The sequence below is a fragment of the Brachybacterium sp. GPGPB12 genome (genome assembly GCF_038396325.1).
Lineage (GTDB): Bacteria > Actinomycetota > Actinomycetes > Actinomycetales > Dermabacteraceae > Brachybacterium > Brachybacterium conglomeratum.
The window spans coordinates 1,174,649-1,199,199 of the sequence record NZ_CP149573.1; the positions used below are offsets into that span (position 1 = coordinate 1,174,649).

Sequence of the window (24,551 nt, forward strand, 5' to 3'; positions counted from 1 at the left end):
GTATTCGGTGAGCGGGACGGGGTGGTCAGCTCACCCGTACGAGTGGACACCGGCGGACTTGCCGTTGACGAACACCTCGAACTTGTTGTCGGGGTAGCCGTACAGGAAGTTGTAGCCAGCACCGGAAGAGGAGTAGTTGCCGTTGGCATCGGCCGTGATCCGCATCTTGGTGGCGCCGTTGACCGTCCACGGGCCCCCGGCGTAGGAGGCCGACGGAAGCGTGTTCACGGACATGTCATAGGCCTTGCCAGGCTCGAGATTGGAGAGCCGAATGTCGACCTGCTTGCAGTACGGCCCGTCGCAGACGTTGTTGTTCTGCATCGCACCCCACCCGACTCCGGACTTGGGGTTCGGAGGGGTGTAGGTCTGCGCCTTCTGCGTGTGGACGACGGTGTCGCTGACGAGGCCCTTGCTGTTCTTGACCCGAGCCTCGATCTTGACGTTGCCCTTGGACTTCACCTGGTAGGTCTTGGAGAAGGAGGTGCCCGAGTCCTGCCAGCCGCCGCCGTTGATGCGGACCTGGAGGGTCTTGCCGCCGGCACCGCCATCGCCGCCGCTCGCGTTGGCCTTCACCGTAACCGGGCGCCTGTTGCCGTCGGTGCATTTGCCGTTGGACCCGCTGACGGTCGGGTTCGCCGGCTTGGTGTAGGGCTTGACGCCGTTGGACTGGCTCGAGGGCTCGCTGATGCCGCCGTCGGCGGCGAAGCCGTTGCGCGCCTCGACGGTGAACTTGTACGAGGTGCCGTTCTTCAAACCCGTGATGTTCGCCGTCGTCGCCGAGGCGTCGACGGTCTTCGAGCCGCCGTTCCAGCGCACCACGTACTTGGTGACCGTGGTGCCGTTGCCGTTGGCCGCCTTCCAGCTGACGGTCGCGCGGCCGTTCGGGCCGTCGCCCTCGCCCTCGCTCGGCAGGGACGCCTTCACCCCGGTGGGCGCATCGGGCTTCGACCACGGAGTCACCGCGTTCGACGCCTTCGAGGAGCCGGTGCCGGTGCCGACGGAGTTCACGCCGGTGATGGTGAAGGTGTGCTTGCTGTCGCGGTCGAGGTCGCGGAAGGACGCCTTGGTGGTCCCGCCGTCGACGGTCTGGCTCGCGCCGGAGGAGGACTTCACGACGTACTGCGTGATCGGCTCGCCGTTCGCCTCGGCATCCGTCATCGCCGGCCACGTCACGTCCACCGCGCCGCCGAGCGCGGTGTTGACCCGTTCGGCCGACGGGGTGCCGCTCGGGGCCTTGGGCTTGCCGGCCGGGTGCTCTGCCGAGGACCACTCCGACCACTCCGAGGGCTCGTCGGCCAGGTTCGAGGCCCGCACCCGGAAGCGGTAGTCGACGCCGTTGGTCAGCCCCGAGAACACCGTCTGGGGTCGCCGCCCTCGACGGTCTGGGAGGAGATCCCCTGGCCGCTGGTGTCCTGGACCTGCACCTCGTAGCTCTGGATCGCGGAGCCGCGGTTCTCCGGCGCGGACCAGCCCACGGTCAGCCGCTGATCGCCGCGCTCCGCCCGCGGGGCGCCCGGCTTCTCCGGGCGCACATCGGGGCGGGCCACGGCCGAGGGCACCGACGGATCCGAGTCGCCGACGTCGTTGGTCGCCACGACCTGGAAGGTGTACTCCGTGTCGTTGGTCAGGCCCGTGATCGTGCAGGACGTCGAGGCGCACTGCTGCGACACGGAGCCTCCGGTCGCCGAGGTGACCATGTACCCGGTGATCGGCGCGCCGTTGTCGGCACCCGCGTCGAAGTTCAGCTCGACGAACCCGTCGCCGATCTCCCCGATGCGCGGCGCGGAGGGCGGCTCGGGCTTGCCGCGCACCACGGTCCGGATCTCGCCGGTGACGTGGCGGTCCGGGTCGCCGGTGTCGTCCTCGACGGTGTACTGCGCGCTGAGGATGCCGTGGAAGGACTCGTCCGGGGTGATCGAGACCTTGTCGCCCTTGACCTCGACGGTGCCGTCGCCGGCGGTGAGGCCGGCGCTGAGCGGCTCCCGGTCCCCGCCGGGGAAGGGGTTGGAGTCGTTCTCGAGCACTGCGAGGTCCTTGGTGGTGCCCGCATCGATCGTGGCCTCGTCCATCACGGTGGTGAGCAGAGGCCGCGGCGAGCCGCCGACGGTGACCTGCACGGAGGACTCCACCGGATCGTTCGTCCCGTCGGAGACGGTCACCGGCACCTCGAGCACTGTGCCCTTGGGTGCCTTCGGCGTCGCGGTCGCGGTGAAGACCGAGCCCTCGACCGACACGTCGATCTCCGGGTTCTCGGTGTACTTCCCGAGGGCGAAGGTGAACGTGTCGTCATCGGGGTCGTCCACTCCGGGCGCGAGGTCGACCGTGGCCTGGCCCTCTCCCTGCGCAACCTCGAGCAACCGCGCCCTGGAAGGTCGGCGGGAGGTTCTCGTCCTCGGGCGCGACCTCGACGGGGATCGCGAGCGTCGCGGTGGCCGCGGTCGCGTCCCCCACCGCACCGTCCGTGACCTCGACGCTGATGGTGTCCTTGCCGGAGAAGTCCGCGGCCGGGCGGTAGTTCAGCGTCGTCTCGTTCTCGACGAGCTCGCCGCCGTCGCCGTGGCCTGCCGTCACGAGCGACGGGTCGGTGATCTGCACGCCCTCCGCGCCCGGACGCACCCGCACGTTTTCGGGATCGGCGAGGTCGATCTTCGCCTCGGCGCCGGCCTGCACCGTCACCGGCTCGCCCACCCAGACGGGGGCCTGTTTCGCGGTGCCGGGCACCCACACGTAGCCGGCCGAGGCCTGGTCGTCCCGGTCGGTGATGATGTAGCGGATCCGCTGCTGCTCCTCCTGGGGCACGATCTTCAGCGTCCCGTCCTCGCGCGACTCCACGCCCTGGTAGGAGCCGTCGAGCGCGACCTCGAGGGCGTTGGTGCCGCCGTCGGGATCGGAGTCGTTGGCGAGCACGTCGACCTCGACGTGGTCCTTCTTCGGATCCAGGACCTCCTCGACCGGCACGAAGTCGTCGACCGCGACCGGGGAGAGCAGCGGCGCGTTCGCGGCGACCTTGACGGTCGCGGTCGCGCTGGACTTCAGTCGCCCGTCGGTCGCCGAGTACAGCACCGTGTGGGTGCCCTCCTCGGCCGGGGTGGTGACGGTGACGAGGTTGTCCTCCGTCCCCTCCGGCGGCTCGACGTACTCGATGTCCGTCATCGGCTTCACGTCGCCGCGCACGATGCCGAGCGCGTCGCCCTCGGGGTCGGTGTCGTTGTCGAGCACCGGGATCTGCACCTCGCGGTCCGGGCGCACCTCGACGGTGTCGTCGACCGCGTAGGGGGCCTGGTTGCGATCGGTGGGCGCGGCGATGCCGACGAGCACCTCCGCGGTGCCGATCGCGCCGTGGCGATCCATCACCTGGTAGCGGAAGCGGTCCGTGCCGACCGAGTCCTCGAGCGGCACGTACTCGATCCACTCGCCGTTCGCGCTGGTGATCTCGCCGAGGGTGGGCATGGGGCTCGCCGCGCCGGTGAGCATCACGGAGTCGCCGTCGGGATCGATGCCGGTGGTCTGGACGGGGATCCGCACCGGGGTGCCCGCGACCGCGCGGGCGGTGAGGTTCTCCGGACGCGGCGGGGTGTTCTCCGCGTCCCGCGGCACGATGGTGATGTAGGCGAGGGCGGAGCCGGTGCGGCCCGTCTCGTCGACCACCTCGTACTGCACGACGGCCTCGCCCGTCGCGTCGTCGTCCGCGCGGAAGCGCAAGATGTCCTGGTGCGGCTCGGTGTTGCCCAGTGCATCGGCGCGTGAGGTGTCGAGGTTCGTACCGAGGTGGAGGTCGGAGACCGTGGGCGAGACGTCGTTGGCGGTGACGTCGATGTTGACCATGTCCCCGGCGCGCACGACGGTGCGGTCCGGGACGGCCTCCGGGTTCGCGAACTGCGTGTCCGTGTTCACGACCATCATCCGGATGGTGCCCGTCGAGGTGCCGGCCGAGTTCGAGACCTCGTAGGTGATCGGGACCGGCTCGGAGGAGACGGTCGCGCCGGGCTCCGCCTCGACCCGCACCAGGTGGTGGTCGACGACGGTGGCCTTCAGGCCGTCGCCCCCGGGGACCTCGAGGGAGTTCGCGACCAGCACCCCGCCGGTGGGGTCCACATCGTTCTCCAACGGGTCCACGAGCGTGTCGGTGCCGGTGGTGACCGTGCCGAGGTCGTCGACGGCGACGGGCTGGAGGTTCTCCGCCTCCGGCTCGACCACGTCGATGCGCATCAGTCCCAGGGAGGTGGTGCCGCCGCCGCTCGCCCCGACCGTGTACTCCAGGTAGTGGGTGCCGGGACCGGCACCGGTGACGTCGACGCTCCCGGCGTCCAGGGCCGGATCGACCTCCAGCCCCTCGGACTCGCCGACGCTGATCAGCTCGAGCTCGCCGCCGTTGGGGTTGAGATCATTGACCAGCGGCTTGAGCGTTGTGGTGCGTCCGGAGACGATGCTGACGTGGTCGGCGGTGGTGATCGGCGGGAGGTCGCTGTCGGTCACCGACTCGATCTGGATCGTCCCCTCCCCGTCTCGCCGTTCTCGTCGCGGAAGGTGAGCTGGACCTGCTTCGTGCCCGGCGAGAGGCCGGCGTCGTTGAAGGCGATCTTCCCGTCGGGGGTGAAGGTGACGAGGTCCTCCGGCGGGACCGTGGCGTTGGAGAGGTAGAAGGCGTCGCCGTCGGGGTCCTCCCAGTACGGCAGGATGTTGAAGCTGATCTCCTGGCCGGAGCGGACCTGGACCTTGGTCATCGTCTCTTCGGCGGCCTGCGGGGCGGAGTTCTCCCCTCCTGGCGCACCTCGAGGGTCACGGTGGCGGTGTCCTTGCCGCCGCGCCCGTCGTCGACGGCGTAGGTGAACGTCTGGGTGCCGGAGGCGTCGTCGGCGACCTGGATCTGGAGCCGCGTGCCGCCCGTGATCGGGGTGACGTGCCCGGCGGCCGGTCGCTTCCCCTCCACGGCGACGGTGAGCACATCGCCGTCGGGGTCGACGTCGTTGCGCGTGACGGGGAGGACCACGTTCTGACCGGGCCGCACGCCGAAGGTGTCGTCGTTGGCCGTCGGGGGCCGGTTCTCCTCCTCGCGCTCGGCCGCGACGTTCTCGATCGTGGTGGTGAGGGTCTCCTTCTCCTTCTCCTTCGACTGGTCGGTCTGGATGTCCTGGTTGATGACCCAGTCGTCGACCAGCTGCATCGAGTCCATGATCTCCCAGGACAGACCGAACTTCTGGTCGTTGAGCACGACCAGGTCGCGGTTCTGCCGCAGGGAGAGGTCCGCCCCGGCCTTCGCCTCGGGGATGACGTCCTTTACGGGCTCCTGGCCCTCGCAGGCGCGGACGTAGCGCAGGGACCCGCCCCAGGCGCCGTAGGCGCGACCGTCGACCTGCGCCGGCTCGATGACCTCGGAGCCGGTGCCGCCTGCGGCGATCGACTCCGCCTTCCCGCCGTCGAGGGGGATCAGCGAGATCGTGTCCGCGGTGGACAGGACGACGTTCTCGGAGGCGGGGCCGGCTTGCTGGATTTCGCCGACCTCGAGGGAGGAGATGCCGTAGTCCTCGAGCGGGTAGTCCTTCATCTCGGTGCCGAGGCGCGCGATGCGGTTCTCGCGGTCCATGATCACCGGCACGTCGCCGACGACGGTGAGCTCGACGTGCGCGGCGTCGCTCGAGACCCCGCCGGCGATGAACGGCTTGTCCGCCTTCGTGTCCCGGGTGGACGGTGTACGGGGGTAGCGCAGGAGCTCATCGCCGTTCAGGACATACACGTCGCCTCTCATGGAGACGGCGACGGGAGGCGCGCCGTTGCCGGTCTCGAGGACCGGCTCGACGGAGGCGGGGCTGAACGCGGCGGCTTCGTCCGGGGAGAGGATCCAGACCCGGCCGTCGGGCGCGGCGATGACGACGCGGTCCCCGCCGATGCGGACGGTGGATTCGGGGGGCGACTCGACGAGGCCCGCACGGGAGGCGGCCGCGGTGTTGATGGGGGTCATGCCGCGCGGCCCGGTCTCGAAGACGTGGTAGCCGGACTGGATGATGTCGAGGTCCTGGCCGGTGGAGGAGATGCGGGCGTCGAGCTCGCCCGCGTCGACGTTCAGGCGGCCGATCAGGCCGCGGTCGCCGTTGCTGACCCAGACGCCGCCGTCGGAGACCTCGACCTCCGAGGAGGACAGGCCGTCGTAGTTCACGGCGAAGCCGGTGAGGACGAGCGCCACCACTGACAGGACGGCCGTGGACACGACCGTGGTACGCCGACCGCGGCGCCTCTTCGGTCCAGCGCTGACTGACATGGTGGTACCCCCAGAAGACGTGCAGACTCCTCGCGCACGCCCGGCCTCGACCGGTCGCTCTCACTGAGGAGAAGACCCCCGCGGTCGACGTGGTCGCGCACGACAACGGACAGAGTACCGGTCCCCCGCGCGACGTTCTACGGTCGCCCGGTCACGTTCCGTCCCCGTGCAGGTCAGGCGGAGGGAACGGTCGCCGACCTCACGAGGAGCTCAGCGACGGCGCTCGACGAGCGTGCGGGTGAAGGTCTGCGCAGCGCCTCGGGGACGGGTCCCCGCGGCGACTCGCCGAGGATCTCGACGGCCTCATCGGCGGTGCGCTGGGCGAGCCGGCGCGTCTCCTCGAGCGCCTCGTCCTCGCGCAGCAGCTCCACGAGCTCGCCCAGCGCGGTGTCGTCGCTGAGATCGCTGTCGAGCCTGCGCAGGATCTCGAGGTCGCGCGCGTCCCGCCGCTCGGCCGCCCGGCGACGGACGAGGAGGGTGGGCATGGTGGGCACGCCCTCACGCAGGTCGATGCCCGGGGTCTTCCCGCTCGCGGCGGCGTCGCTCTCGAGGTCCAGCACGTCGTCCGCGAGCTGGAAGGCGACCCCGACCTTCTCGCCGTAGCGGCGCATGACGTCGTCGGAGCCCTCGGGGGCCCCGGCGAGGGAGGCGCCGAGGTCGCCGGCGAGGGCGAGCAGCGAGGCCGTCTTGTCGGAGAGGACGGAGATGTAGTGGGCGAAGGGGTCGTCCCCCTCGGCAGGACCGACGGTCTCGTGCGGCTGGCCGAGGCACAGCCTCTCGAAGGTCTCGGAGTGCATCCGCACGGCCTCGCGACCGATGCGGGCGCTCAGCGCGCTTGCTCGCGCGAAGAGGAAGTCCCCCGTGAGGATCGCGACGTTGTTGCCCCACAGCGAGTGGGCGCTGTCGGTGCCCCGGCGGGTGGGCGCCGAGTCCATCACGTCGTCGTGGTACAGGCTGGCCAGGTGGGTCAGCTCGACGAGGATCGCCGCGTCCTGCACGCCCTCGGCATCGACGTCCCCGAGGGACGCCGCCAGGAGCACAAGCATCGGCCGCACGCGCTTGCCGCCGGCGTCCATCAGGTGGCGAGCGGTCCAGCGCACCATGTCGTCGGAGCTCGCGACGGCATCGCGCGACCCGTGCTCGATGGTGCCCAGGCGCTCGACGATGCTCGTCGCAAGCTGATCATCGATGTCGGGCACACCCGGCGCTGTGGACGGCATGTCTCTCCTGGGGATCGAACCGGTCCCGAGGAGCGGGGCCGGAGTGCGGACTGCGCTCCCGGACAGGAGCGACACGACAGCCGAGTCTACCGGGGAGGCAGGGGCCCTGAGCCGACGTACGGCCCCGAGGTGACCGGCAGAACTGCGGAGCGCTCCGCCGAGGGGATTGCAGGGATCACCCGCTCGACCGGGCCCTCCCGGAGCCGGAGACGCCATGGGCCGGCGCCACCCCCGAGCGCGACATGACCTCTGACCAGCCCTTGCAGAGCGGCCCCGCCCTTGCCGTCCTGGTCGCTCCCCAATTCCGGGCATGAAAAAAGGGAGTGGAGGAGGCGAACACCCGCAAGGGGTTCAAGCACTCCTCCACTCCCAGTGAAGATGTCCGGCGGCGACCTACTCTCCCACACCCTCCCGAGTGCAGTACCATCGGCGCGATCGAGCTTAGCTTCCGGGTTCGGAATGGAACCGGGCGTTTCCTCGACGCTATGACCGCCGTAACACGATGAGACACAACCAGCCACCCACCCACACCAAAAAGGTGCCGGCAAAGCAGGGTTGTTCCCCAAGAACCGCACAGTGGACGCGAACACACACAGCAAACAACAAGCACAAAGAATGTTGTTGTAAGTCATCGGCCATTAGTACCAGTCAGCTCCACACATTACTGTGCTTCCACATCTGGCCTATCAACCCAGTCATCTACTGGGGGCCTCACACACCTCAAGGGTGCAAGGATATCTCATCTCGAAGCAGGCTTCCCGCTTAGATGCTTTCAGCGGTTATCCCTTCCCGACGTAGCCAACCAGCCATGCCCTTGGCAGAACAACTGGCACACCAGAGGTCAGTCCATCCCGGTCCTCTCGTACTAGGGACAGGACTTCTCAAATATCCAACGCGCGCGCTGGATAGGGACCGAACTGTCTCACGACGTTCTAAACCCAGCTCGCGTACCGCTTTAATAGGCGAACAGCCTAACCCTTGGGACCAACTCCAGCCCCAGGATGCGACGAGCCGACATCGAGGTGCCAAACCATGCCGTCGATATGAGCTCTTGGGCAAGATCAGCCTGTTATCCCCGGGGTACCTTTTATCCGTTGAGCGACACCCATTCCACAATGAGGTGCCGGATCACTAGTTCCTGCTTTCGCACCTGCCCGACATGTCTGTCTCGCAGTCAAGCTCCCTTGTGCACTTACACTCAACACCTGATTGCCAACCAGGCTGAGGGAACCTTTGAGCGCCTCCGTTACTCTTTAGGAGGCAACCGCCCCAGTTAAACTACCCATCAGACACTGTCCCTGATCCGGATCACGGACCGAGGTTAGGAATCCAGAACGACCAGAGTGGTATTTCAACGACGACTCCACACTCACTGGCGTGAATGCTTCCCAGTCTCCCACCTATCCTACACAAGCCGTCCCGAACACCAATATCAAACTATAGTAAAGGTCCCGGGGTCTTTCCGTCCTGTTGCGCGTAACGAGCATCTTTACTCGTAATGCAATTTCGCCGAGTTCGCGGTTGAGACAGTGGAGAAGTCGTTACGCCATTCGTGCAGGTCGGAACTTACCCGACAAGGAATTTCGCTACCTTAGGATGGTTATAGTTACCACCGCCGTTTACTGGGGCTTAAATTCTCAGCTTCGAACTCCGAAGAGCTCTAACCGGTCCTCTTAACCTTCCAGCACCGGGCAGGCGTCAGTCCGTATACAGCGTCTTACGACTTCGCACGGACCTGTGTTTTTAGTAAACAGTCGCTTCTCCCTGGTCTCTGCGGCCCTCTCCGCTCTCACGGATCGGGCCCCCCTTCTCCCGAAGTTACGGGGGCATTTTGCCGAGTTCCTTAACCACGATTCTCTCGAACGCCTCGGTATTCTCTACCTGATCACCTGAGTCGGTTTAGGGTACGGGCGACCGTATTCGTCACGCCGGAACTTTTCTAGGCAGTACAGGATCACTCACCTACGCCCATACGGGATCCCCATCACGTCTCACCCTCATGGCCCCAGCATTACCCGGGGCCGGGTCGCACGCTTAGACGGACTATTCCATTAAGTCCGCGGAAGCTACCTCTCTGCGTCATCCCACGCGCTGACCTACTACGACCTTGGTTCCCAGCCTCACCACCATCCACACCCCGAAGGGTGCGGTGACAGCTCGGGTGGTTAGCATCAGCCGCCTCGGTATGGGTCCTCCTACGATCGGTTCGGGAATATCAACCCGATGTCCATCGACTACGCCTGTCGGCCTCGCCTTAGGTCCCGACTAACCCAGGGCGGATAAACCTGGCCCTGGAACCCTTGATCAATCGGCGGACGGGTTTCTCACCCGTCTTTCGCTACTCATGCCTGCATTCTCACTCGTACAGCCTCCACCACTGGGTTCCCCCGCGGCTTCACCGGCTGTACGACGCTCCCCTACCCACCCAGGACCAAATCCTGAGTGACACAGCTTCGGCGGTGTGCTTGAGCCCCGCTACATTGTCGGCGCAGAATCACTTGACCAGTGAGCTATTACGCACTCTTTCAAGGGTGGTCGCTTCTAAGCCAACCTCCTGGTTGTCTCAGCAACTCCACATCCTTTTCCACTTAGCACACGCTTAGGGGCCTTAGCTGATGTTCTGGGCTGTTTCCCTCTCGACCATGAAGCTTATCCCCCACAGTCTCACTGTCGCGCTCTCACGTACCGGCATTCGGAGTTTGGCTAAGGTCAGTAACCCGGTGGGGCCCATCGCCTATCCAGTGCTCTACCTCCGGCACGAAACACGCAACGCCGCACCTAAATGCATTTCGGGGAGAACCAGCTATCACGAAGTTTGATTGGCCTTTCACCCCTATCCACAGGTCATCCCCTCCATTTTCAACTGAAGTGGGTTCGCGCCTCCACGCGGTCTTACCCGCGCTTCACACTGCCCATGGATAGATCACTTCGCTTCGGGTCTAGAGCCGGCGACTGAACGCCCCGTTCAGACTCGCTTTCGCTACGGCTACCCCACACGGGTTAACCTCGCCACCGACCACTAACTCGCAGGCTCATTCTTCAAAAGGCACGCCGTCACCCCTCAAGGCTCCGACGGATTGTAAGCACACGGTTTCAGGTACTATTTCACTCCCCTCCCGGGGTGCTTTTCACCTTTCCCTCACGGTACTTGTCCGCTATCGGTCACAAGGTAGTATTCAGGCTTACCAGGTGGTCCTGGCAGATTCACACCGGATTTCACGGGCCCGGTGCTACTCGGGAACAGCGTCACGCCACGCACTGGTTTCGTCTACGGGGGTCACACCCTCTACGCCACCGCACTCACCACGGCTTCGACTACCACTGCGCGTACACGTCGCAAGGCCGGCAGACCCCACAGACACGTCCCACAACCCCTGACCTGCAACCCCTGCCGGGTATCACACAGACCAGGTTTAGCCTCCTCCGCTTTCGCTCGCCACTACTCACGGAATCACTATTTGTTTTCTCTTCCTGCGGGTACTGAGATGTTTCACTTCCCCGCGTTCCCTCCACACTGCCTATACATTCAGCGGCGGGTACCACGACATGACTCGTGGTGGGTTTCCCCATTCGGACATCCTCGGATCACAGTTCGGTTGTCAACTCCCCGAGGCTTAACGCAGACTCCCACGTCCTTCGTCGGCTCCTTGTGCCAAGGCATCCACCGTGCGCCCTTTAAAACTTACGGCAACACAAAGACACTTTGCGCTTAAAAATTGCTTACAAGATGCTCGCGTCCACTATACAGTTCTCAAGAAACAACCCCACACCCACCACCACCATCCAACGGACAGTCATGACCGGGGGGACCAGCCACACACCCCCCACAAACGGGGGCGCGTGCGACCTCACAACCCAATAGCGTGTCTCCACCTCGAACCCGATGCCCTCACACGTTCCATCCCGAAGGAGTACTAGCGATCAGCGCAACAGATGAAGTGCCCATCCATCGATGTTCCACCCTTGAGCAACCACCCGCCTGACACTCGCAGACGACGATGGCCACCAATATTGGTGATGCTCCTTAGAAAGGAGGTGATCCAGCCGCACCTTCCGGTACGGCTACCTTGTTACGACTTAGTCCCAATCACCGATCCCACCTTCGACAGCTCCCTCACGAGGATGGGCCACTGGCTTCGGGTGTTACCGACTTTCGTGACTTGACGGGCGGTGTGTACAAGGCCCGGGAACGTATTCACCGCGCTGTTGCTGATCTGCGATTACTAGCGACTCCGACTTCATGGGGTCGAGTTGCAGACCCCAATCCGAACTGAGGCCGGCTTTTTGGGATTCGCTCCACCTCACAGTTTCGCAACCCATTGTACCGACCATTGTAGCATGCTTGAAGCCCAAGACATAAGGGGCATGATGATTTGACGTCGTCCCCACCTTCCTCCGAGTTGACCCCGGCAGTCTCCTATGAGTCCCCACCATCACGTGCTGGCAACATAGAACAAGGGTTGCGCTCGTTGCGGGACTTAACCCAACATCTCACGACACGAGCTGACGACAACCATGCACCACCTGTGCACCAGTCCAAAGAAAGCCACATCTCTGCATGACCGTCCAGTGCATGTCAAGCCTTGGTAAGGTTCTTCGCGTTGCATCGAATTAATCAGCATGCTCCGCCGCTTGTGCGGGCCCCCGTCAATTCCTTTGAGTTTTAGCCTTGCGGCCGTACTCCCCAGGCGGGGCACTTAATGCGTTAGCTACGGCGCGGAAAACGTGGAATGTCCCCCACACCTAGTGCCCAACGTTTACGGCATGGACTACCAGGGTATCTAATCCTGTTCGCTACCCATGCTTTCGCTTCTCAGTGTCAGTAATGGCCCAGAGACCTGCCTTCGCCATCGGTGTTCTTCCTGATATCTGCGCATTTCACCGCTACACCAGGAGTTCCAGTCTCCCCTACCACACTCTAGCCTGCCCGTACCCACCGCACGCCCGAGGTTGAGCCTCGGGTTTTCACGGCAGACGCGACAAGCCACCTACAAGCTCTTTACGCCCAATAATTCCGGACAACGCTTGCGCCCTACGTATTACCGCGGTCGCTGGCACGTAGTTAGCCGGCGCTTCTTCTGCAGGTACCGTCACTCTCGCTTCTTCCCTACTGAAAGGGGTTTACAACCCGAAGGCCGTCATCCCCCACGCGGCGTCGCTGCATCAGGCTTTCGCCCATTGTGCAATATTCCCCACTGTCGCCTCCCGTAGGAGTCTGGGCCGTGTCTCAGTCCCAGTGTGGCCGGTCGCCCTCTCAGGCCGGCTACCCGTCATCGTCTTGGTGAGCCATCACCTCACCAACAAACTGATAGGCCGCGAGTCCATCCCCCACCGATAAATCTTTCCAGCACCCACCATGCGATGAGTGCTCGTATCCGGTATTAGCCACGATTTCCCGAGGTTATCCCGAAGTGGGGGGCAGGTTACTCACGTGTTACTCACCCGTTCGCCACTAATCAGGTGGTGCAAGCACCACCGTCATCGTTCGACTTGCATGTGTTAAGCACGCCGCCAGCGTTCGTCCTGAGCCAGGATCAAACTCTCCATGAAAATCATGAAAAACTATAAACCTGACAAAATAAACAAACAACCAGCATTTAACTGCTGTATCATCCGTTATAATCTGCCATTCAAAATAATGGCATCGATAAACAGACACGCTATTGAGATATCAAGCAACACGCGCACATCGTCGAGTCCCCGCTTCCGCGGTTCATCTCTGAGGCTCGTTGCCGGTGGGTGATCCCGTCGACGACTCCTACTCGCTTCGTCGTCCCGGCGCGAGTCACTACTTTAGCAGTTCTTCGCGGCCAGGTCCAACTCCGCTCCGCGTGGTCCCGGTCACCTCCGAATCGCGGTGCGATCCGTCCGTGTCCGAGTCACGGCCGCTGGTCCGATCTCTCGTCCCGGCGGGCCCGCAGTGAGTCCCAGTCGCTCCGTTCCTCGCTCCTCCCAGGGGAGGCTCTCGGCCCTTCGCGTCTGCGTCCTCGCTGCTGACAAGAAAGAACATTACGGGTCCCGCGAGGGGCCGTCAAGCCGCTCCGTTCAGCCTCCGTTCACCCTGCAGAACTGGTATTTGCGCAGGTCAGCAGTACTTTGCTCGACTGGGAAAGCGCTCGTTCACCCGAATGTGACCCACGCTTGAGAGAGGGGTCACCGGTCCTTATCGTCAGGTTGACAAGCAAGCTCGTCGGCGGTTAATCGCGTGCCGCGGACGGTCGCTCCGGAGAGCCCGTGGGTCCAGCATTCCGGTACGCCCCCGGATGCGCACCGAGCCCCGCCTCTCGACTGTGCGTCGACTGGCGGGGCTCGGTGGGGCGGCGGCGGGATCCGCGCCGGCGTGTCGACACGGGGAGTCGACACGCCGGACCGGTCAATCGAGGCGGTGCACCATCGCGGCGTTCTTGCGACCGCGACGCGAGGAGCCTCGCCCCCGGCGGCGCGTCGAGCTCTCCGACCTCCCGTGCGAGGTCGTCGGCGGAGATCCTCTCCCCGTTCACGGAGAGCCCTCCCCGTCGGCGTCCCGACGGGCCGCGCCCTTGGACTGCGCGATGCCGGCGCTGACGAACGCGTCCACCAGCGGCGTGGTCGCGGAGACCTCCGCCCCGGGCGACTCACGGGCGATGGCGAGGACGGTCTGCTCGTCCAGCGCACGCACGTCCCCGCGGCCGAAGAGGACGGAGGCCGCGGCCTTCGCCTGCTCGGTGGCCTGAGCCCCGTGGACCATGGTGGTGAGCTCGTCGGCCAGAGCCCTCTGCGCGGCGCGCTCGTGCGAGGCCGTCTCGGTGGCGTGCTCCAGCTCCGCGATCTCCTCCTGACTGCGGAAGGTGAAGAAGCGCAGGTACTTGACGACGTCCGCGTCGGCCGCGTTGAGCCAGAACTGGTGGAACGCGTAGGGGCTGGTGAGCTCCGCGTCCAGCCACACCGCGCCGCCCTCGCTCTTGCCGAACTTGGTGCCGTCGGCCTTGGTGACCAGCGGAGTGGTCAGCGCATGTACCTCGTGCCCCTCCACCTTGTGGATGAGGTCGACCCCGGAGAGGAGGTTGCCCCACTGGTCGTTGCCCCCGTACTGCAGGGACACCCCGTGCCGGCGATGCGGCTCGAGGTAGTCGATGCCCTGCAGGACCTGGTAGCTGAACTCCGTGTAGCTGATGCCCTCATCGCTCTGGAGACGGCGGGCGACGGTGTCCTTCGCGAGCATCGTGCCCATGCGGTAGTGCTTGCCAATGTCCCGCAGGAAGTCGAGCGCGCTCATCTGCCCGATCCAGTCGAGGTTGTTCACCATGGTCACGCCGAACTCCCCCTCGAGGTCGAGGAAGCGGGAGATCTGGCCGCGCAGGCTCTCGACCCAGGTCGCGACGATCTCGGCGTCGTTGAGCACGCGTTCGCCGGACATGCGGGGGTCGCCGATCAGGCCGGTCGCCCCGCCCACGAGGGCGAAGGGGCGGTGGCCGGCCAGGCGCAGTCGACGCATCGTGAGCACCTGGGTCAGGTGGCCGACGTGCAGGGACGCGGCGGTCGGGTCGAAGCCGCAATAGAGGCTGATCGGTCCGTCCGCCAGAGCGCTTCCGAGCGCCTCGCGCCCGGTGGTCTGCACGACGAGTCCTCGCCAGGCGAGCTCGTCCAGGACGGAATGCATCGATCGTTTCCTCTCGGTGGTGCGGTGCGGCGCCCGGTCGGGGCCACGGTCATTGTCCCCCACCCACGGGGCGGGGTGCCACGCGATATCGCGCGCGGACGCGCCGCGGCGACCACGAAGGGGACGTGAGCGGCAGGCGGCCTGCCATGGGACAGGTCCCAGCGCCGTTCACGTCCCCCTCATGGACGGAGCCGACGACGGCCGACGCGCCGTCGAGCCGAGGACGGCCGCGCGGGGCCCGGCTCAGGACGCGGCGCGGTCCCGGGTGAACGAGCGCAGACCGGCCACCTGGTCGGCCGCGGCGTCGGTCTGCTCGGCCACCCGCACCGGGGCGGTGCCGCCCTTCGCATCACGGGAGGCGATGGAGCCCTCGACGGAGAGCACCTCCCGGACCGAGGGGTCGAGGTGCTCGGAGATCCCGGCGAGCTCGTCGTCGGTGAGGTCCCACAGCTCCTTGTCCTGCTCCTCGGCGACCTTCACGCAGGCACCGGAGATCTCGTGCGCGACCCGGAACGGGACGCCGCGGCGCACGAGGTGGTCGGCGATGTCGGTGGCGAGGGAGAAGCCCTGCGGGGCCAGCTCCGCCATCCGCTCCGTGTGGAAGGTCAGCGTCGCCATCATCCCGGTGAAGGCCGGGAGCACGAGGTCGAGCGAGTCGACCTGGTCGAAGACCGGCTCCTTGTCCTCCTGCAGGTCGCGGTTGTACGCCAGCGGCGGCGCCTTGAGCGTGGTCAGCGGCCCCACCAGGTCGCCCACCACGCGCCCGGCCTTGCCACGGGCGAGCTCGGCGATGTCGGGGTTCTTCTTCTGCGGCATGATCGAGGAGCCGGTGGAGTAGGAGTCGTCCAGGGTGATGAACGAGAACTCCTTCGTGTTCCACAGGATGACCTCCTCGGCGAGGCGCGAGAGGTCGATGCCGATCATCGCCAGCACGAAGGAGAACTCCGCCGTCAGGTCCCGCGAGGCGGTCCCGTCGATCGAGTTCCACACCGAGTCGCCGAACCCGAGCTCGCGGGCGACGGCCTGCGGGTCCAGGCCCAGGCTCGAGCCCGCCAGGGCACCCGAGCCGTACGGGGAGGAGTCCGCTCGGGCGTCCAGGTCCCGCGGCCGCTCCACGTCCCGCAGCAGCGGCCAGGCATGGGCCAGCAGATGGTGGCTGAGCAGCAGCGGCTGGGCGTGCTGGAGGTGGGTGCGCCCCGGCATGGGCGCGCCGTGCACCTCGCGGGCGCGGGCCACGAGCACGTCGACGAGGTCCAGGACCTGATCGCCGACCGCACGGGCCTGGTCGCGGATGAACAGGCGGATGAGGGTCGCGATCTGGTCGTTGCGGGAGCGGCCGGCCCGCGGCTTGCCGCCGAGGTCCTTCCCCGCCCGCTCGATCAGGCCGCGCTCGAGGGCGGTGTGCACGTCCTCGTCCTCGGGCGCCGCGGCGAAGGCGCCGGAGGCGACGTCGGCCGCGAGGCGGCCCAGCGCGTCCTGCATCCCGGCGAGCTCCTCGTCGGTCAGCGGCCGCGGCGGCATGGAGCACGTTCGCGTGCGCCTTCGAGCCGCGCAGGTCGTACTGGGCCAGCCGCCAGTCGAAGTGCGTGGACACGGACAACAGCCGCCAGCGCGGCCGCCGGACCGGAGCCGAAGCGTCCGCCCCACAGCGCGGCACTCTCCTGCGCGGCCGACGCGTCGGCCCCGGGACCGACGGCGCCCGTCGGCTCCCCGTGCGAGTTCGTCGAGGGGGCGTCGCTCATGCCTGGTCCTCGGCGGCGTCGAGGTCCTCGCCGTTGCCGAGCGCCACGTCGCGGGCCGCGGCCTGCTTGGCGGCGAGGCCGTAGATGTCGATGAAGCCGCGGGCGCTGGCCTGGTCGAAGGTGTCGCCCTCGTCGTAGGTGGCGAGGTTGAAGTCGTACAGGCCGGTCTCGGAGCGGCGCCCGGTGACGGTGGCGCGGCCGCCGTGCAGGGTCATGCGGATGTCGCCGTTGACGTAGCGCTGGGTGTCCTCGATGAAGGCGTCGAGCGACTTCTTCAGCGGGGAGAACCACTGGCCGTCGTAGACCATCTCGGTCCAGCGGTCGCCGACCTGGCGCTTGAAGCGGGCCTGCTCGCGCTCGAGGGTCACGCGCTCGAGCTCCTGGTGGGCGGTGATCAGCGTCATCGCGCCCGGCGCCTCGTAGACCTCGCGGGACTTGATGCCCACCAGGCGGTCCTCGACGATGTCGATCCGGCCGATGCCCTGGGCGCCGGCGCGGCGGTTGAGCTCCTGGATCGCCTCGAGCGGGGTGACGGCGCGGCCGTCGATCGCGACGGGGACGCCCTGCGCGAAGGAGATGACGACCTCGTCGGCGACCGGCGGGAAGGCCGGGTCGTCGGTGTAGGAGAAGACGTCCTTGGTGGGCTCGTTCCAGATGTCCTCGAGGAAGCCGGTCTCGATCGCGCGGCCCCAGACGTTCTGGTCGATGGAGAAGGGGTTGTGCTTGGTGGTCGCGATCGGCAGGCCCTTGCGCTCGGCGTACTCGATCGCCTTGTCGCGGGTCAGCGCGAGGTCGCGCACGGGGGCGATGCACTTGAGCTCGGGGGCGAGGGAGGTGATCGAGACCTCGAAGCGCACCTGGTCGTTGCCCTTGCCGGTGCGACCGTGGGCGACGGTGGTGGCGCCGTACTTCTTCGCGGCCTTGACCAGGTGCTTGGTGATCACGGGGCGGGAGATCGCCGAGACGTTCGGGTAGGCGTCCATGTACAGCGAGTTCGCCTTGAGGGCGGGCATGCAGTACTCGTTCGCGAACTCGTCCCGGGCGTCGGCGACGTAGGCCTCGACGGCGCCGCAGTCCAGGGCGCGCTGGCGGATGACCTCGAGGTCCTCGCCGCCCTGGCCCACGTCGACCGCGCAGGCGATGACGTCGGCGCCGGTGGCGTCGTGGATCCAGCCGATGGCGACGGAGGTGTCGAGTCCGCCGGAGTAGGCGAGGACGATCTTCTCGGTCATGAGGGGTGCTCCTAGGTCGTGGGGGTTCAGTGGTGGTCGGGGTGATGCCGCGATGGCCGGGGCGGGCCGTGCGGCGGCGGGACGGGCGCGGGGCCCGGTCCCTGGGTCCGGAGGTGGGCGAGGTCAGGGTCTGCGAGGTCAGGGTGCCGTGGTCGTCCCGGCGGGGGCCGAGGGGCGGACCTGCCCGGTGCGCGCCGTCACGGCGCCTCGCCGCCCTCGTCGAGGGCGCCGAGCTCGCGCCGGCCCTCGGCCAGGTCGAGGAGCCGCTCGGCGAGGCGCTCACCGCCGGCGGGGTCCCGGGAGACCAGCAGGACGGTGTCGTCCCCGGCGATGGTACCGAGCACGTCGGGCATGACGGAGCGGTCCATCGCGGAGGCGAGGTACTGGGCGCCGCCGGGCGGGGTGCGCACGACGACGAGGTTCCCGCTCGCCTCGGCGGAGACGAGCGGCCCCTCGGCCAGCCGCGGCAGGCGCGCCTCGAGCGGCTCGCCCTCGGCGCCGACGGGACGGGCGGTGCCGCCCTCGGGCGGGAGGCGGTAGACGAGGCTCCCGGCGGAGCCGCGGACCTTCTCGGCCTGCGGCTCGACGAGGTCCCGCGAGAGGGTCGCCTGGGTGACCTCGATCCCCTCCGCGGTCAGCGGCTGCGCGAGCTGCGACTGGGAGGAGACCTCCTCGTGGGTCAGCGGCTGCACGATGCGCCGCTGGCGCGAGGTCTTGGTCTGCGCGAGGGCGCGCCGGGAGTCGCTCATGCGCGCTCCCGGGCGCCGGGGGTGCGCACGTGCGCGACGGCGTGGGCGGCGGTGCTCTCGTCGGGGTGCTCGAGCAGACCAGGTCAGCAGGGCCTTCTGGGCGTGGAGGCGGTTCTCCGCCTCGTCCCACACCACGGAGGCGGGGCCGTCGATGACCTCGGCGGTGACCTCCTTGCCGCGATAGGCGGGCAGGCAGTGCAGGAAGATCCCGCCGGAGAGCGCCATCAGCTCGGAGGTGACCTGGAAGGGGGCGAAGGTCTCCTCGCCGCGGCCGTCCTCGCCCTCCTGGCCCATGGAGACCCAGGTGTCGGTGATCACGGCGGTGGCGCCGGCGACCGCCTCGCGCGGGTCGTCGGTGACGAGCACCGCGCCGCCGGTCGACGCGGCGATCTCCTCGGCGCGGGCGACGATCCCGGGGTCGGGGCGGTGGGAGGCGGGCGAGGCGATCCGCACGTCCATCCCGGCGGTGACGCCGCCGAGCAGGTAGGAGTGGGCCATGTTGTTCGCGCCGTCGCCGAGATAGGCGAGGGAGCGCCCGGCGAGCGCGGCGTCGCCGTCGGCCAGTCCCCCGGTGTGCTGGGCGATGGTCTGGAGATCGGCGAGGATCTGGCAGGGGTGGAACTCGTCGGTCAGCGCGTTGACCACGGGCACGGTCGCGTGGGTTGCCATCTCCTCGATCCGCTCCTGGCCGAAGGTGCGCCACACGATCGCGGAGACCATGCGCGTGAGCACCTCGGTGGTGTCGGCGACGGACTCGCCGCGACCCAGCTGGCTGGAGCCCGCGTCGATCACCAGCGGTCGCCGCCGAGCTCGGCGATGCCGGTGGCGAAGGAGACGCGGGTGCGGGTGGAGGCCTTGTCGAACATGACCGCGACGGTGCGCGGTCCCTCCAGGGGGCGCTTGGCGAAACGGTCGCCGGCGAGCTCGAGGGCGAGGGCCAGGACCTCCTTCTGCTCCGCGGGGCTCAGGTCGTCGTCGCGCAGGAAGTGGCGGGGCATGTCAGGACCTCTTCTCGTCGGTGGTGGAGGCGGCGGCCTGCTCGGCGGCGTCGAGCAGGGCGGGCGGCGCCTCGACGAAGGAGCCGAGCTCCTCGTCGGTGATGATCAGCGGCGGGGCGAGTCGCAGGGTGCTCGGGTTCGCGGCGTTGAGGATGAAGCCGTGCTCGAGGGCGGCGGCGACGACCTGCGGCGCGATCGGGGCGGCGAGGGTGATCCCCTGCGCAGCAGTCCCGCGCCGCGCACGCCCGTGATCCGCGGATCGCGCCCGGCGAGCTCGAGGATCCGGGCCTGCAGGCGCGTGCCGAGGGTGCGGGCCTTCCCGAGCAGGCCGTCCTCGGCGAGGGTGCCGAGCACGGCGAGGGACACGGCCGCGCCCAGCGGGTTGCCTCCGAAGGTGGTGCCGTGCTGGCCGGGGCTCAGCAGGCCGGTGGCGTGCTCGCCGAAGGTGAGCACGGCACCGATGGGGAAGCCGCCGCCGAGGCCCTTGGCCAGCGTCATCACGTCGGGCTGCGGCCCCTCGATCGCCTGGTGGGCGAACCACTCCCCCGTCCGCCCGACGCCGGTCTGGACCTCGTCGAGGATCAGCAGGGCGCCGTGGCGGGCGGTGAGCTCGCGGGCCGCGCGGAGGTACTCCTCCGTCAGCGGCGGACTCCGGCCTCGCCCTGGATGGGCTCGAGCACGAGCGCGGCGACGTCCCCCGGGGCGAGGGCCGCCTCGAGCGCGGCCACGTCGTCGGCGGGCAGGAACTCGACCCCGCCGGGCGGCGGCTCGAAGGGGGCGCGGTAGGCCTCCTTGTGGGTGAGGGCGAGCGCGCCCATGGTGCGGCCGTGGAAGCTCCTCTCGAGCGCGAGGATCCGGGGCCGGCCGGTGCGGCGGGCGATCTTGAAGGCCGCCTCGTTGGACTCGGTGCCGGAGTTCGTGAAGAACACGCCCGAGCCCTCGGGGGCCTTCGACAGCTGCAGCAGGCGCTCGGCGAGCTCGATCTGGGTGGGGGTGGCGAAGAAGTTCGAGACGTGCACGAGGGTGCCCGCCTGCTTCGTCATCGCGGCGACCACGTCGGGGTGGGCGTGGCCGAGAGCGTTGACGGCGATCCCGCCGAGGAGGTCGAGGTACTCCTTCCCGTCGGCGTCCCACACGTGCGTGCCCTCGCCGCGCACGAGCACGCGCCGCGGGGTGCCGAACACGCCGATCATGGAGCGGGAGTAGCGGCCGGCGAGCTCCTGGGCGCCCTGCGGGGTCGTGCCTTGCGCCGTCGTGTCCTGCGTCTGCGTCTCAGACATAGTCGTCCCTCCTGACCATCGTGCCCACGCCCTTGTCGGTGAAGACCTCCAGCGGCACGGCGTGCTCGATCCTGCCGTCGGTCATGGCCGCGGTGCGCACCCCGGAGTCCACCGCGTCCAGCAGCGACCCGGCCTTGGGGATCATCCCGGCGGTGAGGCCGGGCGGCATCTCCCGCGGCTCGCTCGCGGAGATCTCGGGGATCAGCGAGTCGCGGTCCGGCCAGTCGCGGTAGAGGCCCTCGACGTCGGTGAGCACCACGAGCTTCTCGGCGTCCAGGCCGGCGGCGAGCGCGGCGGCGGCGAGGTCGGCGTTGATGTTCAGGACCGCGCCGGTGGGGCGGCCGTCCTCGTCGGTCTCGGGCGCGATCGAGGAGACCACCGGGATCCGTCCGGCGTCCAGGAGGTCTTGGATCGACTCGGGCCGCACCTCGGTGACCTCGCCGACGTTGCCGAGGTCGACCTCCTGGCCGTCGACGACGGTGCCGCGGCGGCGGGCGGCGAACAGCCGCGCGTCCTCGCCGGACATGCCGATCGCGTAGGGGCCGTGGCTGTTGATCAGGCCGACGAGCTCGCGGCCCACCTGGCCCACCAGCACCATCCGCACCACGTCCATGGTGTCCTCGTCCGTCACGCGCGACCCGCCGCGGAACTCGGACTCTATGCCGACGCGGCCCAGCATCGCGTTGATCTGGGGGCCGCCGCCGTGGACGACGACGACGTGGATGCCGGCGTGGCGCATGAACACCATGTCGGCGGCGAAGGCGCGGCGCAGGTCGTCGTCGATCATGGCGTTGCCGCCGTACTTGACCACGACGATCTTGCCGCGGAAGCCGCTGCATCCAGGGCGCGCCTCGATGAGGATCTCGGACTTCGCATGCGCCGCGGCCTGGGCCGGAGTGAGGTCGGCCAGCGGGTTCTTGGAGGGCGCGGCGGACGGCTTCGATGTGGTCATGAGGAGTAGGCGCTGTTCTCTTCGACGTAGTCGTGGGTGAGGTCGTTCGTCCAGATGTCCGCGCTCGCGGAGCCCGCGCCGAGGTCCACCTCGATGAGGGTCTCGCGCGGGGTCATGTCGACCTCGGAGCGGTCGCGGTGGGCACCGCCGCCGCGGCACACCTCCACGCCGTTGACGGTGACCGAGAGGTCCTCGACGGCGAAGGGGGCGACGGCCTCGGGCACGCGGCCGGCCGCCGCCACGATCCGGCCCCAGTTGGGGTCGTTGCCGAAGATCGCGGCCTTGACCAGGTTGGATCGGGCGATCTCGCGGGCCACGGCCTCGGCGGCGTCCTCGGCGGTGGCGGAGCGGACCACGACGTGCACGTCGTGGCTGGCGCCCTCGGCGTCGGCGACGAGCTGGCGGGCGAGGTCCGCGCTGACCGTGCGCACCGCCTCGGTGAGCTCCTGGACGCCCAGGGTCACGCCGCTCGCTCCGGAGGCCAGCAGGATGACGGTGTCGTTGGTGGACATGCAGGCGTCGGAGTCGACGCGGTCGAAGGTGGTGCGGGTCGCGCCGCGCGGCGCCTCCTCGGCGGTGGCGGCGTCGACGTCGGCGTCGGTGGTGAGGACGACGAGCATGGTCGCCAGCCGCGGGGCGAGCATGCCGGCGCCCTTCGCGATGCCGCCCACGATGACGCCGGAGGGGGAGCGTGACCTCGGCCGTCTTGGGGACGGAGTCGGTGGTCATGATGGCGCGGGAGGCGGAGGCGTCGGCCTCCTCCCCGGCGTCGAGCCGGTCGACCGCCGAGGTGACGCCGGCCAGCGGCGGCTCCATCGGCGACCGCTCACCGATCAGGCCGGTGGAGCACACGAGCACGTCCTGGGCCGCGATGTCGAGGAGGTCGGCGAGGTGCTCGGCGGTGCGGTGGGTGTCCTGGAACCCCTCGGGCCCGGTGCAGGCGTTGGCGCCGCCGGAGTTCAGGACCACGGCGCGGGCCCGGCCGTCGGCGACGGCCCGGCGGGACCAGATCACGGGCGCGGCCTGGACGCGGTTGGCGGTGAACACGGCGGCGGCGACGTCGCGCGGGCCGTCGTTGAGGACGAGGGCGAGGTCCTCCTTGGGGGCGGCCTTGATGCCGGCGGCGAGGCCGACGGCGCGGAAGCCGCGGGGGCGGGTGATCGACACGGGGTCTCCTGGGAGCGTGGGGCGAGGGGCGCGGTGGGTGGGGCTCGGACGGGCGCGCCGGCCGACCGACGGGAGCCGACGGGCCGGCGGAGCCCGGCGGGCGAGGGTCAGGGGGCGAGCGCGGTGCGGCTGAGCCCGGTCGCCTCGGGCAGGCCGAGGGCGAGGTTCATCGACTGGAGCGCGGCGCCGGCCGTGCCCTTGACGAGGTTGTCGATCGCGGAGATGACGGTGGCCTGGCCGCGCGGGCGTCGACGGCGGCGCCGATGCGGATCGTGTTCGCGCCGGCGACCTGCCCGGTCGCGGGGGCAGCGCCCTCGGGCAGGACGGTCACGAAGTGCTCGCCGGCGTAGTCGTGCTCGAGGGCGGCGAGGAGATCGGCGGTGGTGGTGCCCTCGGCGACCGGGGCGGTGCACACGGCGAGGATCCCGCGGCTCATCGGGACGAGCACCGGGGTGAAGCCGAGGCGGGCGTCCTCGCGGCCGGTGGCACGGCGGAGGTTCTGCGACACCTCGGGGACGTGGCGGTGGGTGCCGCCGACGGCGTAGGGCGCGGCGGTGCCGGAGGCCTCGGAGAACAGCAGGTGCCGCTTGGCGGCGCGGCCGGCGCCGGAGTAGCCGACGGGCAGGACCGCGCTGAGCGCGCCGGCGTCCAGCGGCTCGGCGCGCAGCAGCGGGGCGAGGGCGAGGGTCACGGCGGTCGCGTTGCGGCCGGGCACGGCGATCTCACGGGCGGTGCGCAGGCTGCTCGCGCTGGCGGGTGCCGTCGGCCAGCGGCGCTCGGGCATGCCGTAGGTCCAGGTGCCGGAGTGCTCGCTGCGGTAGTAGGCCTCCCACTCCTCGGCGCTCTCGAGCCGGTGGTCGGCGCCGAGGTCGAGCACGAGCACGTCCGGGTCCTCGGCGCGCAGGGCGGCGGCGATCTGCCCCGACTGGCCGTGCGGGAGGGCGAGGACCACGACGTCGTGGCCGCGCAGGGTCTCCACGCCCGTCTCCTGCGGCACGGGGTCGTGGCCGAGGTCGATGTGCGGGGCGACCTCGGAGAGCCTCTTGCCGGCGCTGGAGTGCGCGGTCACGGTCGCGACCTCGACGCCGGGGTGGCCGGCGAGCAGGCGCAGGGTCTCCCCGCCGGCGTAGCCGGAGGCGCCGACGACGGCGACGCGCGGACGTCGCGCGGCCTGCCCGGTCGTCGTGACGGGGGCGGTGGCGGCGCTCTCGGACGTCATGTCGGAAGTATATACAGCGCTCTGCATGATCAGCCAATGGAGGCGTGGAGTGTTCACGTGATGGACGGCGGGGTGCCCAGCGGCGAGGTCACGGGCC

The 24,551-nt window shown here is 68.6% G+C and carries 9 protein-coding genes, 3 rRNA genes and 6 pseudogenes; all 18 read right to left on the reverse strand.

The features are described from left to right. Positions 1-30: 30 nt before the first annotated feature. The 18 genes and pseudogenes from WKH84_RS06630 to argC all read right to left on the reverse strand — a co-directional run bounded on the left by WKH84_RS06630 (position 31) and on the right by argC (position 24,454). Positions 31-1,356: a fibronectin type III domain-containing protein gene (locus WKH84_RS06630; protein WP_341856067.1), complete on the reverse strand. Its 1,326-nt coding sequence runs from the start codon at positions 1,354-1,356 to the stop codon at positions 31-33. Continuing rightward, a complete protein-coding gene (locus tag WKH84_RS06635; protein WP_341856068.1) occupies positions 1,341-2,303 on the reverse strand; it encodes a fibronectin type III domain-containing protein in 963 nt (320 codons plus the stop codon). Before WKH84_RS06635 ends, WKH84_RS06630 begins: the two co-directional genes overlap by 16 nt. Then, positions 2,287-4,476, reverse strand: coding sequence for an Ig-like domain-containing protein (locus WKH84_RS06640; protein WP_341856069.1), 2,190 nt, complete (start codon positions 4,474-4,476; stop codon positions 2,287-2,289). Before WKH84_RS06640 ends, WKH84_RS06635 begins: the two co-directional genes overlap by 17 nt. Then, the gene (locus tag WKH84_RS06645) at positions 4,473-4,724 is read right to left on the reverse strand and encodes a hypothetical protein (protein ID WP_341856070.1); all 252 of its coding nucleotides are present in this window, start codon (positions 4,722-4,724) and stop codon (positions 4,473-4,475) included. Before WKH84_RS06645 ends, WKH84_RS06640 begins: the two co-directional genes overlap by 4 nt. Continuing rightward, the gene (locus tag WKH84_RS06650) at positions 4,721-6,205 is read right to left on the reverse strand and encodes an Ig-like domain-containing protein (protein WP_341856071.1); all 1,485 of its coding nucleotides are present in this window, start codon (positions 6,203-6,205) and stop codon (positions 4,721-4,723) included. The genes WKH84_RS06645 and WKH84_RS06650 overlap by 4 nt, the downstream gene beginning before the upstream one ends. A 224-nt stretch (positions 6,206-6,429) precedes the next feature. Next, a complete protein-coding gene (locus tag WKH84_RS06655; RefSeq protein WP_341856072.1) occupies positions 6,430-7,476 on the reverse strand; it encodes a polyprenyl synthetase family protein in 1,047 nt (348 codons plus the stop codon). 380 nt (positions 7,477-7,856) lie between these two features. Next, positions 7,857-7,973 (reverse strand): 5S ribosomal RNA (gene rrf, locus WKH84_RS06660). Between the two features lie 122 nt (positions 7,974-8,095). Next, positions 8,096-11,164: ribosomal RNA gene (locus WKH84_RS06665) — 23S ribosomal RNA — on the reverse strand. Between the two features lie 340 nt (positions 11,165-11,504). Beyond that, a 16S ribosomal RNA gene (locus tag WKH84_RS06670) occupies positions 11,505-13,026 on the reverse strand. Together the 16S, 23S and 5S rRNA genes form the textbook arrangement of a ribosomal RNA operon. Before the next feature lie 823 nt (positions 13,027-13,849). Further along, positions 13,850-15,115 (reverse strand): annotated as a pseudogene (tyrS, locus tag WKH84_RS06675) (tyrosine--tRNA ligase). A 243-nt stretch (positions 15,116-15,358) separates the two neighbouring features. After that, positions 15,359-16,857: pseudogene (argH, locus tag WKH84_RS06680) on the reverse strand (argininosuccinate lyase). Further along, complete coding sequence (locus WKH84_RS06685; RefSeq protein WP_341856073.1) at positions 16,854-18,089, reverse strand: argininosuccinate synthase; 1,236 nt, start codon at positions 18,087-18,089, stop codon at positions 16,854-16,856. Before WKH84_RS06685 ends, argH begins: the two are co-directional and overlap by 4 nt. Before the next feature lie 197 nt (positions 18,090-18,286). Next, positions 18,287-18,838: an arginine repressor gene (locus WKH84_RS06690; RefSeq protein WP_341856798.1), complete on the reverse strand. Its 552-nt coding sequence runs from the start codon at positions 18,836-18,838 to the stop codon at positions 18,287-18,289. Positions 18,839-18,916: 78 nt separating this feature from the next. Beyond that, positions 18,917-19,836 (reverse strand): annotated as a pseudogene (gene argF, locus WKH84_RS06695) (ornithine carbamoyltransferase); the annotation flags it as partial. A 1-nt stretch (position 19,837) separates the two neighbouring features. Further along, a pseudogene (locus tag WKH84_RS06700) lies at positions 19,838-21,116 on the reverse strand (acetylornithine transaminase). Beyond that, entirely contained in the window at positions 21,109-22,068 is a 960-nt protein-coding gene (argB, locus tag WKH84_RS06705; RefSeq protein WP_341856074.1) for an acetylglutamate kinase, read from the reverse strand. Before argB ends, WKH84_RS06700 begins: the two are co-directional and overlap by 8 nt. Further along, positions 22,065-23,235 (reverse strand): annotated as a pseudogene (gene argJ / locus WKH84_RS06710) (bifunctional glutamate N-acetyltransferase/amino-acid acetyltransferase ArgJ). The gene argB and the pseudogene argJ overlap by 4 nt, the downstream one beginning before the upstream one ends. Before the next feature lie 107 nt (positions 23,236-23,342). Beyond that, positions 23,343-24,454: pseudogene (argC, locus tag WKH84_RS06715) on the reverse strand (N-acetyl-gamma-glutamyl-phosphate reductase). Between the last annotated feature and the right edge of the window lie 97 nt (positions 24,455-24,551).

What these genes read in the sequence shown, in the direction of transcription:
- WKH84_RS06645 (WP_341856070.1), bottom strand. Translation starts at nt 4,724, where the DNA reads ATGACCAAGGTCCAGGTCCGCTCCGGCCAGGAGATCAGCTTCAACATC.
- WKH84_RS06655 (WP_341856072.1), bottom strand. Translation starts at nt 7,476, where the DNA reads ATGCCGTCCACAGCGCCGGGTGTGCCCGACATCGATGATCAGCTTGCG.
- WKH84_RS06685 (WP_341856073.1), bottom strand. Translation starts at nt 18,089, where the DNA reads ATGACCGAGAAGATCGTCCTCGCCTACTCCGGCGGACTCGACACCTCC.
- WKH84_RS06690 (WP_341856798.1), bottom strand. Translation starts at nt 18,838, where the DNA reads ATGAGCGACTCCCGGCGCGCCCTCGCGCAGACCAAGACCTCGCGCCAG.
- argB (WP_341856074.1), bottom strand. Translation starts at nt 22,068, where the DNA reads ATGACCACATCGAAGCCGTCCGCCGCGCCCTCCAAGAACCCGCTGGCC.